Raw genomic sequence first — 13967 nt, forward strand, 5'->3', positions numbered from 1 at the left:
GGACATGCCTGTGACTATCAGTCTCCTGAAAACACCACAATCCCTGTGGGAGCTGGCTTGCCAGCGATCGGGGCAACGCGGTCTGTCTGATGCACCGCAGAGCGGCATTCGCGAGCAGGCTCGCTCCCGCATGAGCCCACTGTGTGCCGTAGCCCTGGCGGTCAGCCTCAGCGGCTGCGTCGGCCTGCCCGACCAGCGTCTGGCCAACGAAGCCCTGAAGCGCGGCGATACCGTGACCGCGCAGCAGAATTACAAACAGCTCGCCGACCTCGGCTATAGCGAAGCGCAAGTGGGCCTGGCGGATATTCAGGTCGACAGCCGCGACCCGGCGCAGATCAAGCAGGCCGAGGCCACTTACCGCGCCGCCGCCGATGTCTCGCCACGGGCGCAGGCCCGCTTGGGCCGCTTGCTGGTGGCCAAGCCTGGCGCCACCGAAGCCGAGCAGCACGAAGCCGAAGGCCTGTTGAAAAAAGCTTTTGCCAACGGTGAAGGCAACACCTTGATCCCACTGGCGATGCTGTACCTGCAATACCCGCACAGTTTCCCTGAGGTCAACGCGCAGCAGCAGATCGATAAGTGGCGCACCGCCGGTTACCCGGAAGCGGGGCTGGCGCAGGTGCTGCTCTATCGCACCCAAGGCACTTACGATCAGCACCTGGATGACGTCGAGCGCATCTGCAAAGCGGCGCTCAATAACACCGATATCTGCTACGTCGAACTGGCCACGGTCTACCAGAAAAAAGCCCAACCCGAGCAACAGGCCGAGCTGATCAAGCAGATGCAGGCCGCCCACACTCGCGGCACTGTGTCGGCGCAACGGGTCGACAGCGTTGCTCGCGTGCTCGGCGATTCGACCCTCGGCACCCCTGACGAAAAAACCGCGCAAGCGCTGCTCGAAGACATCGCCCCCGGCTACCCGGCGTCCTGGGTCAGCCTCGCGCAATTGCTGTACGACTTCCCCGAACTGGGCGACGTCGACAAGATGATGGGCTACCTGGACAACGGTCGCGCCGCCGACCAGCCGCGCGCCGAACTGTTGCTCGGCAAGCTGTACTACGAAGGCAAATGGGTACCGGCCGACGCCAAGGCTGCCGAAGCGCATTTCCAGAAAGCCGTGGGCAAGGAAGTTGCCGCTGATTACTACCTCGGGCAAATCTACCGCCGTGGTTACCTCGGCCAGGTCTACCCGCAGAAAGCCCTGGACCATTTGCTGACCGCGGCGCGTAACGGCCAGAACAGCGCCGACTTCGCCATCGCCCAGTTGTTTTCCCAAGGCAAGGGTACCAAGCCCGACCCGCTCAACGCTTACGTGTTCAGCCAATTGGCCAAGGCGCAAAACACGCCGCAAGCCACTGAACTGGCGCAAACACTCGAAGCGCAACTGCCGCCTGCCCAGCTCGCCGAGGCCCAACGCCTGTTGAAACAAGAACAGGCCGCCCGTGGTGCCTTGAGCCAGAACACGCTGGAACTGCACGCTCTGCAAGAAGAAGACGGCGAGGAAGCCCTATGAAGTTGAATCCCTTTGTGAAGGCCGGTATTGGCCTCACCTTCGCCCTGCTGTGGTCGTGCCCGACCCTCGCGGCGCTCACCGAAGACAAGAACTTCGGCCTGGAAGTGAAGATCACCGGCCAGTCCGAAGACGACCGTGACCTCGGCACCCTCAGTGGCGGCGACGTCAACGGCGTGGGCCTTGACCTGCGCCCGTGGGTCTATGGCGAAAGCGGCGCGTGGAGCGCCTACGCCATGGGCCAGGCCGTGACGTCCACCGACATCATCGAAACCGACACCCTGCAGCAGTCCGACAACGAAGGCACCCAGACCACCGACAACGGTGATCGCAAGACCAAGAAAAACTACCTGGCCATGCGTGAATTCTGGGTCGGCTACAGCGGCCTCACGCCCTACCCCGGCGAGATTCTCAAGCTCGGTCGCCAGCGCCTGCGCAACGACGACGGGCAATGGCGCGACACCAACATCGAAGCGCTGAACTGGACCTTCGACACGACTCTGCTGCGGGCCAATGCCGGTGTTGCCGAACGCTTCAGCGAGTACCGCACCGACCTCAAGGAACTGGCGCCGAAAGACAAAGATCGCCTGCACGTCTACGCCGACGCTGCATATCAGTGGACGCCGGGCAACTGGGTCGGGATTCGCGGGCACCACACCCACGACGACGGCAAGCTCGACTACCCGGAACCGGGCGTGGCCGGCGATTCGCTGGATAAAAAACAGAACGGCGACATCAGCTGGCTCGGCCTCACCGCCGACAGCGACGCCTACAACTACCGCAACACCAACACCGTCAATTACTGGGGCAGCATCACCGGCATGAGCGGCGACCGCGACACGGTCAACGCCCTGAACGCCGACGGCACCCGCCCGGCACAAGCCAAGCGTGGCGAAGACGTCAACGGCTGGGCCACCGACATCGGCGTGCGCCTGCGCCTCGATCCGCAGTGGCAAGTCGGCGCGGCCTATGCCCGCGCCAGCGGCGATTACGAACAGAATGGCCTGGAAAGCAACCGCTCGAACTACACCGGGACCCGCTCGCGGGTGCACCGTTTCGGCGAGGCCTTCCGCGGCGAAATGAACAACATGCAGACCGCCACCCTGTTCGGTTCATGGATGCTCAACGACGAATACGACGCCAGCCTGATCTATCACAAATTCTGGCGCGTCGACGGCAACAAGCCGGTCGGCAGCAACGGCATCAACGCCGTGGAAAACAACTACGACGACGCCACCGGCGCCCTGCTCTCGAGCTCTTCGCTGCCGCTGGAAGACGGCAACAAAGACCTTGGCCAAGAGATGGACCTGGTGGTCACCAAATACTTCAAGCAAGGCCTGTTGCCGGCGGCGTTGAGCCAGTCGATCGACGAGCCTTCGGCCCTGGTGCGGTTTCGTGGCGGTGTGTTCAAGCCCGGCGACGCCTACGGCAAAGAAGTCGACTCGTACATGCACCGCGCCTTTGTCGACGTGATCTGGCGCTTCTGATGCGAGCCGCGAAGGGAGTGCCCCCGATGCACAATCAACGGATAAACAGCCCGGCCAGTCTACTGACCGTGGCCCTGCTGCTGGCCAGTTCGGTGGCGTTTGCCGCTGGCGAGCCAACGGGCAAAGCGCCGGTGGTGGCCAAGGAATTACAGCAAGCCAAGACCTACACCGTGACCAGTGCGCCAACCGACTCGCTGCACCTGGACGCGCCGAAGCTGCCCGACCTGTCCGGCTACACCGCCGAAGCCGCCGCCGCGAAAATCGTGCGCAGCAAACCGGCCAAGGTCAGCGTGCGCCGGATGATGCAGGAAAACGCCCTGAAGGACTTTATCGGCGGCGACAACAAGATGGCTGAATGGGTGGTGCGTCAGCACGGCATCCCGCAGGCGATCTTCGTCGACGACGGTTACCTCAACCTCAAGGACCTGGCGAAGAAAGTCCCCAAGCAGTACTTCAGCGAAACCGCGCCGGGGGTTTACCTGGCGAAGTTGCCGATCGTGGTTGGCAACAAAGGCATCCTTGAAATCGACCAGCAGACCCAGGAACTGCGCCTGTCGCAAGAGGCCGGGTCGTTCCTGGTCAACGACGGCCAGTTGTTCGTGCGCGATACCAAGGTCACTGGCTGGCGCGAGAAGGACAACGGCCCAGCGACCTTCCGCTCGGCGAAGGAGTTCCGCCCGTTCCTGCTGGCCTGGGGCGGCACTCAGACCTACATCGTCAACAGCAAAATGGCCAGTTTCGGCTACGCCAACAGTAAGTCGTACGGCGTGAGTATTTCCCAGTACACGCCGAACATGGCCAAGGTCCTCAAGCGTCCCGAGCCGACCGGCTGGATCGTCGGCTCCGAGTTCTCGGACATGTGGTACGGCTTCTATTGCTATGAGACACGCGACTTTGTGGTCAAGGGCAATACCTACAAAGACAACATCGTCTACGGCATCGACCCGCACGACCGCTCGCACGGGTTGATCATCGCCGACAACACGGTGCACGGGACCAAGAAGAAGCACGGGATCATCATTTCCCGGGAAGTGAACGACAGCTTCATCTTCAACAACCGCAGCTACGACAACAAACTCTCGGGCCTGGTGATCGACCGTAACAGCGTCAACAACATCGTCGCCTACAACGAGATCTACAAGAACCACACCGACGGCATCACCCTCTACGAGAGCGCCGACAACCTGCTGTGGGGCAACAAGGTCATCAGTAACCAGCGCCACGGCATTCGCATTCGTAACAGCGTGAACATCCGCCTCTACGAAAACCTGTCGATGGCCAACGGTTTGACCGGCGTCTACGGCCACATCAAGGACCTGACCGACACCGACCGCGACATCAAGCTCGACCCGTTCGACGCCCAGGTCTCGCTGATCGTGGTCGGCGGCGAACTGGCCGGCAACCGCAGCGGCCCGCTGTCGATCGACTCGCCATTGAGCGTCGAGCTGTACCGGGTTTCGATGCTGGCCCCGACCAAATCCAGCGGCATCAGCTTCAGCGGGATCCTTGGCGAGCGCCAGGATGAAATTCTCGATCTGTTGGTACGCCAGCAAAAAGCCGTGCTGATCGACCCTGTCGAACGCCAGACCGAACTGCAGGACTGAGGATAATTTTATGCACCCACACTTGATCAAATTACTCAGCCTGTCCGCGTTGACCGCCGGCATTCTGGCCGCCAGCACAGGCGCCCGCGCCGACGCGCAGCAGGCTCCGACGTTCACCGCCGAGCCTTGCTGCAGCCTGTGCCCGGCCGCCCACGACGCGAAGAACTACACCACGCGATACCAGCAGAACTTCACCACTCTGGTGCAGGCCCAGGGCGACTGGTTGTTCCGGACTCAGGAAGATTTGCGCACCGAATTCGACACCACCCCCGCCGGCTACAAACGCATGAAAGAACTGCACGACGCGTTCAAGAGCAAAGGCGTGGAACTGGTGGTGGTCTACCAGCCGACCCGTGGTCTGGTGAACCGCAACAAGCTCAACCCGCAGGAAAAAGCCGCGTTCGATTACGACAAGGCACTGAGGAACTACAAGACCATGCTCGGCCGTTTCGCGCAGATGGGTTACGTGGTGCCGGACCTCTCGCCGCTGACCAACGAATCGCTGCCCGACACTTTGCCGGCGCACGATTTCTATTTCCGTGGCGACCAGCACTGGACCCCCTACGGCGCGCAGCGCACGGCGAAAATCGTCGCCGAAGAGGTCAAGCAAATCCCGGCCTTCGCTGACATTCCCAAGCGTGAATTCGAGACCAAGAAGTCCGGACGCATGGGCAAGACCGGCACCCTGCATAACATGGCCGGGCAACTGTGCGGCACCAGTTACGCGATCCAATACATGGACCAATTCACCACCGAGCCGAAGGGCGAGGCGGCGGACGGCGACCTGTTCGACGATTCCGGCAACCCGCAGATCACCCTGGTCGGCACCTCGCACAGCGGCAAGAACTACAACTTCGCCGGCTTCCTCGAAGAAGCCATCGGCGCCGACATCCTCAACGTTGCCTTCCCCGGCGGCGGCCTCGAAGGCTCGATGCTGCAGTACCTGGGCAGCGAAGAGTTCCAAAAGTCCCCGCCGAAAATCCTTATCTGGGAATTTTCGCCGCTGTACCGCCTCGATCAGGAAACCATCTATCGCCAGATGATGGCCCTGCTCGATAACGGCTGCGAAGGCAAAGCTGCCCAGTTGTCCGCCAGCACCACGCTGAAAGCGGGCAGCAAGCAAGAACTGCTGGTCAACAGCAAAAACCTGAACCTGCAAAACAGCAGCCACCAGGTCGACATTCGCTTCGCCGACACCTCGGTGAAAACCCTGCAAGCCACCCTCTGGTACATGAACGGTCGCCACGAGGACATCAAGATCGAAAAACCGGAAACCTCCGACACCGACGGTCGTTTCGCCTTTGAGCTGCGCACGGACCAGGACTGGGCCTCGCAAAACCTGCTGGCGGTCGAAATCCAGGGCCCCGAAGCGGGTGCCGCGCCGCAAAAAGTCGAAGCGAAAATCTGCAAACGCAACGTATTCCCGGGCGCTGAGCAACGCACCGCTCAGCTCGGGCAATGAGGTCTGCTATGCGACATTCGAGAGTGAAAAACCTGTTGGCGCCAACCCTGTTAAGCCTGGCGATGTTCGCCGGTGCGACACAGGCCGCCGCGCCACTGCGTCCACCCCAGGGTTATTTCGCGCCTGTGGATAAATTCAAGACCGGCGACAAGAGCGAAAACTGCGACGCCACGCCGACGCCCTACACCGGTTCGCTGCAATTTCGCAGCAAGTACGAAGGCTCCGACAAGGCGCGCTCGACCCTGAACAAGCAGTCGGAAAAAGCCTTTCGCGACACCACCGCCGACATCACCAAGATCGAGCGCGGCACCAGCAAGCGGGTGATGCAGTTCATGCGCGACGGCCGCCCGGAACAACTGGAATGCACACTCAACTGGCTGACCGCCTGGGCCAAGGCCGATGCCTTGATGTCCAAGGACTTCAACCACACCGGCAAGTCGATGCGCAAATGGGCGCTGGGCAGCATGGCCTCGTCCTACATCCGCCTGAAGTTTTCTGATTCGCACCCGCTGGCCAATCATCAGCAGGAGGCGCAGCAGATCGAAGCCTGGTTCAGCAAAATGGCCGACCAGGTGGTCAGCGACTGGGACAACCTGCCGCTGGAAAAAACCAACAACCACTCGTACTGGGCCGCCTGGTCGGTGATGGCCACTTCGGTCGCCACCAACCGCCGCGACCTGTTCGACTGGGCCGTGAAGGAATACAAGGTCGGCGCCAACCAGGTCGACGCCGACGGTTTCCTGCCCAACGAACTCAAGCGTGACCAGCGCGCCCTCGCCTATCACAACTACGCCCTGCCGCCGCTGGCGATGATTGCCAGTTTTGCCCAGGTCAACGGTGTCGATCTGCGTCAGGAAAACAACGGCGCGTTGAAACGCCTGGGTGATCGCGTGCTGGCCGGGGTGAAAGACCCGGAGGCATTCGAGAAGAAGAACGGCAAAGAGCAGGACATGACCGACCTGAAGGTCGACTCGAAATTCGCCTGGCTCGAACCCTTCTGCAGCCTCTATACCTGCCCGGCGGACGTGCTCGCGACCAAGCACAAGATGCAGCCGTTCAAGACCTTCCGCCTCGGCGGCGACTTGACCAAGGTCTACGACCCGGCGAATGAAAAGGGCAGCAAAGGCTCTTAGCGCCAGACACAAAACCCTGTGGGAGCTGGTTTGCCAGCGATAAGGCCGGCACATCCGGCATTGATGGTGACTGACACTCTGCCATCGCGGGCAAGCCCGCTCCCACAGGACTAATGGTCGGCTCTGCGATTCGAGTTACTCCCCCGTTTTCGGCGGGGGGTTTGGGGGGGCCGTTGGCCCTTGACTGTTGATGCAAACAAGGAGAGATCGGGATGGTTTTTTCGTCCAACGTGTTCCTGTTTTTGTTCTTGCCGATCTTTCTCGGCCTGTACTACCTGAGCGGCCAGCGCTATCGCAATCTGCTGCTGTTGATCGCCAGCTACGTGTTCTATGCCTGGTGGCGGGTGGACTTCCTGGCGCTGTTCGCCGGCGTCACCCTGTGGAATTACTGGATCGGCCTCAAGGTCGGTGCCGCCGGTGTGCGCACCAAGCCAGCCCAGCGCTGGCTGCTGCTAGGCGTGGGTGTCGACCTGTGCATCCTCGGCTACTTCAAGTACGCCAACTTCGGCGTCGACAGCATCAACGCGATCATGACCTCGTATGGGCTTGAGCCGTTCATCCTGACCCACATCCTGTTGCCGATCGGGATCTCGTTCTACATCTTCGAGTCGATCAGCTACATCATCGACGTCTATCGCGGCGACACTCCGGCAACCCGCAACCTGATCGACTTCGCGGCATTCGTGGCGATCTTCCCGCACCTGATTGCCGGCCCGGTCTTGCGTTTCCGCGACCTCGCCGACCAGTTCAACAACCGCACCCACACCCTCGACAAATTCTCCGAGGGCTGCACCCGGTTCATGCAGGGTTTCGTCAAAAAGGTCTTCATCGCCGACACCCTGGCGGTGGTCGCCGATCATTGCTTCGCCTTGCAAAACCCCACCACCGGCGACGCCTGGCTCGGCGCGCTGGCGTACACCGCGCAACTGTATTTCGACTTCTCCGGCTACAGCGACATGGCCATCGGCCTGGGCCTGATGATGGGTTTCCGCTTCATGGAAAACTTCAAGCAGCCGTACATCAGCCAGTCGATCACCGAGTTCTGGCGCCGCTGGCACATCAGCCTGTCGACCTGGCTGCGCGACTACCTCTACATCACCCTCGGCGGTAACCGCAAAGGCACGTTGATGACCTATCGCAACCTGTTCCTGACCATGCTGCTCGGTGGTCTGTGGCACGGCGCGAACATCACCTACATCGTCTGGGGCGCCTGGCACGGCATGTGGCTGGCGATTGAAAAAGCCATCGGCCTCAACACCTCGCCACGCCGCTTCAACCCGGTTCGCTGGGCGCTGACCTTCCTGCTGGTGGTGATGGGCTGGGTGATCTTCCGTGCGGAAAACCTGCACGTCGCCGGGCGCATGTACGGCGCGATGTTCAGCTTCGGTGACTGGTCGCTGTCGGAACTCAACCGTGCCAGCCTCACCGGCCTGCAAGTGGCGACCATGGTGGTGGCTTACGCGACCCTGGCGTTCTTCGGCCTGCGCGACTTCTACAGCAACCAGCCGCCGGTCAAGACCAAGCCCGACGTCAGCGTCGACAGCGATGGCCCGGCCGCTTCGCAACCAGGGCTGATTAAAGCCGCCCCAGGGGAAAACCCCGGCAGCATCCATCAGCCGGGCTACACCGTCGGCGTTGACGCCCAGGTGCAACCGGCTTATTGGGCTGCCGATTGGCCACGCTACGTCATGCGCGCCCTGGTGCTGCTGCTGTTCATTGCCTCGATTCTCAAACTCTCGGCGCAAAGCTTCTCGCCGTTCCTTTACTTCCAGTTCTGAGGGATCTGACCATGACCCGCTCATTACGCGTGTTCTACATCGCCCTGTTCCTGGTGACCCTGCTAGTCCTGGGTCTGTGGTCGGTGCGCAGCTTCTTCGGCTTCAGCACCAACGCCGAGGCCACGGTGCTCAACGGCCGCTGGACCAAAGCCGTGGAGACTCACTACGACGCCGAATTCCCGATCAAGCGCCTGGGTACCAACCTCTGGGCGGCTCTGGACTTCAAACTGTTCAACGAAGGTCGCCCGGGCGTGGTGCTCGGCCAGGACCAATGGCTGTACAGCGATGAAGAGTTCAACCCGATCGTCAACGAAGAGTCCAACCTGCAAGGCAATTACGCGCTGGTCGAAGGTGTGCGCCAGACCCTGAAAGACAAAGGCGTGAAACTGGTGATGGCGATTGTTCCGGCCAAAGCGCGGCTGTACCCGGAACACCTGGGTGACGTGAAGCCGTCGCGCATCCACAGCAACCTGTACCAGGACTTCCATGCCCGGGTGGCCGCCGACAAGATCATCGCCCCCGACCTGCTCGGCCCGTTCAACCAGGCCAAGCTCAAAGGCCAGCAAGTGTTCCTGCGCACCGATACCCACTGGACGCCGGAAGGCGCGCAAATCGCCGCCGAGACCCTGGCCAACACCATTGCCGCAAAAACCCCGCTCAACGGTGAACCGCAGCGTTTCGTCACCGAGCCGGCGGAAAAAATCACCCACAAGGGCGACTTGCGGCTGTTCCTGCCGCTGGACCCGCTGTTCGAAAACCTGATGCCGGCCACCGAGCCTTTGCAAAAGCGCAACACCCGGGCCGTGGAAGACCAGGCCGGTGGCGACGACGCCTTGTTCGCCGACGCCGAAGTGCCGGTGACGCTGGTGGGCACCAGCTACAGCGCCAACCCCAACTGGAACTTCGTCGGCGCCCTCAAGCAGGCGCTGCACAGCGACGTGCTCAGCTACGCCGAAGACGGCCACGGCCCGATCCTGCCAATGCTCAGCTACCTGAAAAGCGATGCCTTCAAGAACAGCCCGCCACAGGTGCTGATCTGGGAATTTCCTGAACGTTATCTGCCCGTGAACAACGAAATCGGCGACGCCGACCCGCAGTGGGTCGCGGCCCTGAAACAGGCCGGCGCCCGCCAACAAAACGTAGCTATCAACACTCAATCCGAGACGCCCGACCGGGCGCAAAACTGAAAGAGAGGTACACCATGACTTTCACTACAACTCCTCGCCGTCTCGCTACTCGCACCCTGAAAGTGGCCGCCCTGGCCGCCGGTGTCAGCCTGATGTCCCTGAACGCTTTTGCCGGCGACGCCGCGCTCTACGGCCCGACCGCACCCAAAGGCTCGAGCTTTGTGCGGGTCTACAACGCCAGCAACGCCGAAGTCAGCGCCACCGTCGGCAGCACCAGCCTCAACGACGTGGCACCACTGGCCAGCAGTGACTTCAGCTTCATGCCCGGCGGCGATTACAGCGCCAAAGTCGGCAGCCAGACCGTGCCGGTGAAACTCGCCGCCGATCACTATTACACCCTGGTCAACAACGCCAGCGGCCAACCGCAACTGATCGAAGAACCGCCGTTCAAGAACAAGCAGAAATCCCTGGTGCGCGTGCAGAACCTCAGTGACAAGCCGCTGACCCTGAAAACCGCCGACGGCAAGACCGAAGTGGTCAAGACCGTCGCCGCCAAGGGCCGTGGCGAGCGCGAAATCAATCCGGTGAAAGTCAGCCTGGCGCTGTACGACGGCGACAAAAAAGTCGGCGACGTCAAACCGGTTGCCCTGGAACGCGGCGAAGCGGCGGTGCTGTACGTCACTGGCAACGGCAGCAGCCTGTCGCCGGTGTGGGTGAAACGTCCGGTCGCCACGCGCTAATCAATTTCCCGAACTGCCCCGGCTCCCTCATGGGGCCGACCAATCGATTTTATGGAGTAAACACTATGATTCCGGTGATCTTGTCAGGTGGTAGCGGCTCACGTCTCTGGCCGCTTTCGCGTAAGCAGTTTCCAAAACAATTCCTGGCCTTGACCGGTGAACACACGCTGTTCCAGCAAACCCTGGAACGCCTGGTGTTTGAAGGCATGGACACGCCGATCGTGGTCTGCAACAAAGACCACCGCTTCATCGTCAACGAACAACTGGCCAGCCGTGGCCTCGAGACCCAGCGCATCCTGATGGAACCCTTCGGCCGCAACACTGCGCCGGCCGTGGCCCTGACCGCGATGATGCTGGTCAATGAAGGTCGCGACGAACTGATGCTGGTGCTGCCGGCCGACCACGTGCTGGACGACCAGAAAGCCCTGCAACGGGCCCTGGCCCTGGCCACCGTTGCCGCCGAGAACGGCGAAATGGTGCTGTTCGGCGTACCGGCCACCAAACCGGAAACCGGTTACGGCTACATCAAGTCCACCGGCGATTCGCTGCTGCCTGAAGGCATCAGCCGGGTGTCGCAATTCGTCGAAAAACCCGACGTGAAGCGCGCCACCGAATTCGTCCAGGCCGGCGGTTATTTCTGGAACAGCGGCATGTTCCTGTTCCGCGCCAGCCGCTTCCTCGAAGAACTGAAAAAGCACGACCCGGACATCTACGACACCTGCCTGCTGACCCTTGAGCGCAGCGCGCAGGACGCCGACACCATCACCTTCGACGAAGCCACGTTCGCCTGCTGCCCGGACAACTCCATCGACTACGCAGTGATGGAAAAAACCCAGCGCGCCTGCGTGGTACCGCTGACGGCCGGCTGGAGCGATGTCGGTTGCTGGTCGTCGCTGTGGGAAGTCAACGACAAGGACGCCAACGGCAACGTCAGCAAGGGCGATGTAGTGATCCAGGACAGCCGCAACTGCATGATCCACGGCAACGGCAAACTGGTGTCGGTGATTGGCCTGGAAAACATCGTGGTGGTCGAAACCAAGGACGCCATGATGATCGCCCACAAGGACAAGGTCCAAGGCGTCAAGCAGATGGTCAACACCCTTAATGCACAGGGCCGCAGCGAAACCCAGAACCATTGCGAGGTCTACCGTCCGTGGGGTTCCTACGATTCGGTGGACATGGGCGGGCGTTTCCAGGTCAAGCACATCTCGGTCAAGCCGGGCGCGTGCCTGTCGCTGCAAATGCACCACCACCGCGCCGAACACTGGATCGTGGTCAGCGGCACCGCCGAAGTGACCTGCGACGAAAACGTGTTCCTGCTCACTGAAAACCAGTCGACTTACATCCCGATCGCCTCGGTCCACCGCTTGCGCAATCCCGGCAAGATCCCGCTGGAAATCATCGAAGTGCAGTCCGGCAGCTACCTGGGCGAGGACGACATCGAACGCTTCGAAGACATCTACGGGCGCTCCACCCCGATCGATCGCGGCGTGTCGGTGAAAACCATCGCGCAGTAATCGACCGGCAACACCCGGCCCCCGCCCCGCTCGCTGCGTCCCCTATCCGCAGCGGGCGGGCTGGGGGCTTTTTCATTCTGGCTGTGGATCAACCTCACCAACGCCTTCGCGAGCAGGCTCGTTCCCACGGGCGAACGCATTCCAATGTGGGAGCGAGCCTGCTCGCGAAGAGGCCCGCATGGCCCGCGCCGAACGGATGCCCATCGCCAACCGCCCCTGCGCTTAGGTAGGATGACCGTCTCTGTTCCCGAGGTGGTGCGACATGTTCATCGGCGTCCTGCTGATCATTACCTGGCTGATCCTGTTGCTGCGCTATCCGGCCAAAGCCTTGCCCGTGTCGTTGGCGGCCGCCGTGGGCCTGGGCCTGGTGGCGACCTGGGTGATCTGGCTGGACAACCGCGAGGTCAAGCAACTGGCGCGCCTGGAGTTGCGCATCAGCTATGCGCCGCAGCAGTGCCCGGCGGATCGTCCGCTGCAACTGACCATGAACAACGGCAACGACGTGCCGCTGACCGAATTGCGTTGGCGCATTGCCGCGTATGCGCCCGGCGACACCGTGAATCTGGCCGACAACCAGTACGCCGCCCCGCGCTACCGCGGCCCCGGCGAACTGCAGGCCGGCGCCAGTTGGGAAGACTGTCTGCCGCTGCCACCCCTGCGCCCCGGCTACCGTCCGCAAACCCTGGAGTTTCGCGCCGAGCATTTGCAAGGTAGTTTCTCCGACTGACCTCTCCCGTTTCCCACGCCAAGGACCGCCCCATGCCCCTCGTTTTGATCACCGGTTGTTCCAGCGGCATCGGCCGCGCCTTGGCCGACGCCTTCAAACAGGCCGGCTATGACGTCTGGGCCACCGCGCGTAAACCTGAAGACGTGGCGCTGCTGGCCGCCGCCGGGTTTACCGCCGTGCAACTGGACGTCAATGACGGCCCGGCGCTGATGCAGTTGAGCGAACGCATTAGCCAGCAAACCGGCGGCCTCGACGTGCTGATCAACAACGCCGGTTATGGCGCCATGGGGCCGTTGCTGGACGGCGGCGTGCCGGCCATGCAGCGCCAGTTCGAAACCAACGTGTTCTCGATCGTCGGCGTCACCCGCGCGCTGTTCCCGGTGCTGCGTCGCAGCAAAGGCCTGGTGGTGAATATCGGCAGCGTCTCCGGCGTGCTGGTCACGCCGTTCGCGGGTGCTTATTGCGCGTCGAAAGCAGCGGTGCATGCTTTGAGCGATGCCTTGCGCATGGAACTGGCGCCCTTCGGCATTCGTGTCATGGAAGTCCAGCCCGGTGCCATTGCGTCGAGCTTCGCCAAGAATGCCGGGCACGAAGCCGAGCAATTGATCAGCGAACAATCCCCCTGGTTTCCCCTGCGCGACGGCATCCGTGCAAGGGCCAAGGCCTCCCAGGACAAACCCACTCCCGCCAGCGAATTCGCCGCCGGCCTGCTAAGGGCCGTGCAGCGCGACCAGCCACCGCGCATGATCCGCCTCGGCAACGGCAGCCGGGCGTTGCCACTGCTGGCGACGCTGCTGCCCAAAGGCTTACTGGAGTCGACCTTGATGAAGCGCTTCGGGTTGCGCGGGCAGCTCTAACACCGCGTTATCGTTCTTCGCGAGCGAG

General features: G+C 62.0%; 11 protein-coding genes. All 11 read left to right on the plus strand.

The window, feature by feature from the left end:
• The first annotated feature begins 4 nt into the window (after nt 1-4).
• The gene (gene algK, locus RG836_RS08335) at nt 5-1510 is read left to right on the plus strand and encodes an alginate biosynthesis TPR repeat lipoprotein AlgK (protein WP_310844695.1); all 1506 of its coding nucleotides are present in this window, start codon (nt 5-7) and stop codon (nt 1508-1510) included.
• On the plus strand, nt 1507-2994 hold the full coding sequence (locus RG836_RS08340; RefSeq protein ID WP_310844696.1) for an alginate export family protein: 1488 nt from the start codon (nt 1507-1509) through the stop codon (nt 2992-2994). Before algK ends, RG836_RS08340 begins: the two co-directional genes overlap by 4 nt.
• 26 nt (nt 2995-3020) lie before the next feature.
• Complete coding sequence (algG, locus tag RG836_RS08345) at nt 3021-4598, plus strand: mannuronan 5-epimerase AlgG (RefSeq protein WP_310844697.1); 1578 nt, start codon at nt 3021-3023, stop codon at nt 4596-4598.
• A 10-nt stretch (nt 4599-4608) separates the two neighbouring features.
• Nucleotides 4609-6060, plus strand: coding sequence for an alginate O-acetyltransferase (locus RG836_RS08350; protein ID WP_310844698.1), 1452 nt, complete (start codon nt 4609-4611; stop codon nt 6058-6060).
• A gap of 8 nt (nt 6061-6068) precedes the next feature.
• Nucleotides 6069-7193: a mannuronate-specific alginate lyase gene (locus RG836_RS08355; protein ID WP_310844699.1), complete on the plus strand. Its 1125-nt coding sequence runs from the start codon at nt 6069-6071 to the stop codon at nt 7191-7193.
• 212 nt (nt 7194-7405) lie between these two features.
• Nucleotides 7406-8971, plus strand: coding sequence for an MBOAT family O-acyltransferase (locus RG836_RS08360; RefSeq protein WP_310844700.1), 1566 nt, complete (start codon nt 7406-7408; stop codon nt 8969-8971).
• Between the two features lie 11 nt (nt 8972-8982).
• Nucleotides 8983-10158 carry an alginate O-acetyltransferase gene (locus tag RG836_RS08365; RefSeq protein ID WP_310844701.1) on the plus strand — a complete coding sequence of 392 codons (1176 nt, stop codon included), beginning with the start codon at nt 8983-8985 and terminating at the stop codon, nt 10156-10158.
• A gap of 14 nt (nt 10159-10172) precedes the next feature.
• Nucleotides 10173-10838 (plus strand): alginate O-acetyltransferase AlgF, encoded by a 666-nt coding sequence (locus RG836_RS08370; RefSeq protein ID WP_310844702.1) that lies wholly within the window; start codon nt 10173-10175, stop codon nt 10836-10838.
• A gap of 65 nt (nt 10839-10903) precedes the next feature.
• Nucleotides 10904-12355 carry a mannose-1-phosphate guanylyltransferase/mannose-6-phosphate isomerase gene (locus tag RG836_RS08375; protein ID WP_310844703.1) on the plus strand — a complete coding sequence of 484 codons (1452 nt, stop codon included), beginning with the start codon at nt 10904-10906 and terminating at the stop codon, nt 12353-12355.
• 262 nt (nt 12356-12617) lie between these two features.
• The gene (locus tag RG836_RS08380; protein WP_310844704.1) at nt 12618-13082 is read left to right on the plus strand and encodes a multidrug transporter; all 465 of its coding nucleotides are present in this window, start codon (nt 12618-12620) and stop codon (nt 13080-13082) included.
• Nucleotides 13083-13114: 32 nt separating this feature from the next.
• The gene (locus RG836_RS08385; RefSeq protein WP_310844705.1) at nt 13115-13939 is read left to right on the plus strand and encodes an SDR family oxidoreductase; all 825 of its coding nucleotides are present in this window, start codon (nt 13115-13117) and stop codon (nt 13937-13939) included.
• Nucleotides 13940-13967: the final 28 nt, after the last annotated feature.

Origin of the sequence: Pseudomonas rhizozeae (genome assembly GCF_031583775.1) — a bacterium.
In the GTDB taxonomy this organism is placed as follows: Bacteria; Pseudomonadota; Gammaproteobacteria; order Pseudomonadales; family Pseudomonadaceae; genus Aquipseudomonas.

Coding starts and splice junctions, on each gene's coding strand:
- algK (WP_310844695.1), top strand. CDS start 5: ATGCCTGTGACTATCAGTCTCCTGAAAACACCACAATCCCTGTGGGAG.
- RG836_RS08340 (WP_310844696.1), top strand. CDS start 1,507: ATGAAGTTGAATCCCTTTGTGAAGGCCGGTATTGGCCTCACCTTCGCC.
- algG (WP_310844697.1), top strand. CDS start 3,021: ATGCACAATCAACGGATAAACAGCCCGGCCAGTCTACTGACCGTGGCC.
- RG836_RS08350 (WP_310844698.1), top strand. CDS start 4,609: ATGCACCCACACTTGATCAAATTACTCAGCCTGTCCGCGTTGACCGCC.
- RG836_RS08355 (WP_310844699.1), top strand. CDS start 6,069: ATGCGACATTCGAGAGTGAAAAACCTGTTGGCGCCAACCCTGTTAAGC.
- RG836_RS08360 (WP_310844700.1), top strand. CDS start 7,406: ATGGTTTTTTCGTCCAACGTGTTCCTGTTTTTGTTCTTGCCGATCTTT.
- RG836_RS08365 (WP_310844701.1), top strand. CDS start 8,983: ATGACCCGCTCATTACGCGTGTTCTACATCGCCCTGTTCCTGGTGACC.
- RG836_RS08370 (WP_310844702.1), top strand. CDS start 10,173: ATGACTTTCACTACAACTCCTCGCCGTCTCGCTACTCGCACCCTGAAA.
- RG836_RS08375 (WP_310844703.1), top strand. CDS start 10,904: ATGATTCCGGTGATCTTGTCAGGTGGTAGCGGCTCACGTCTCTGGCCG.
- RG836_RS08380 (WP_310844704.1), top strand. CDS start 12,618: ATGTTCATCGGCGTCCTGCTGATCATTACCTGGCTGATCCTGTTGCTG.
- RG836_RS08385 (WP_310844705.1), top strand. CDS start 13,115: ATGCCCCTCGTTTTGATCACCGGTTGTTCCAGCGGCATCGGCCGCGCC.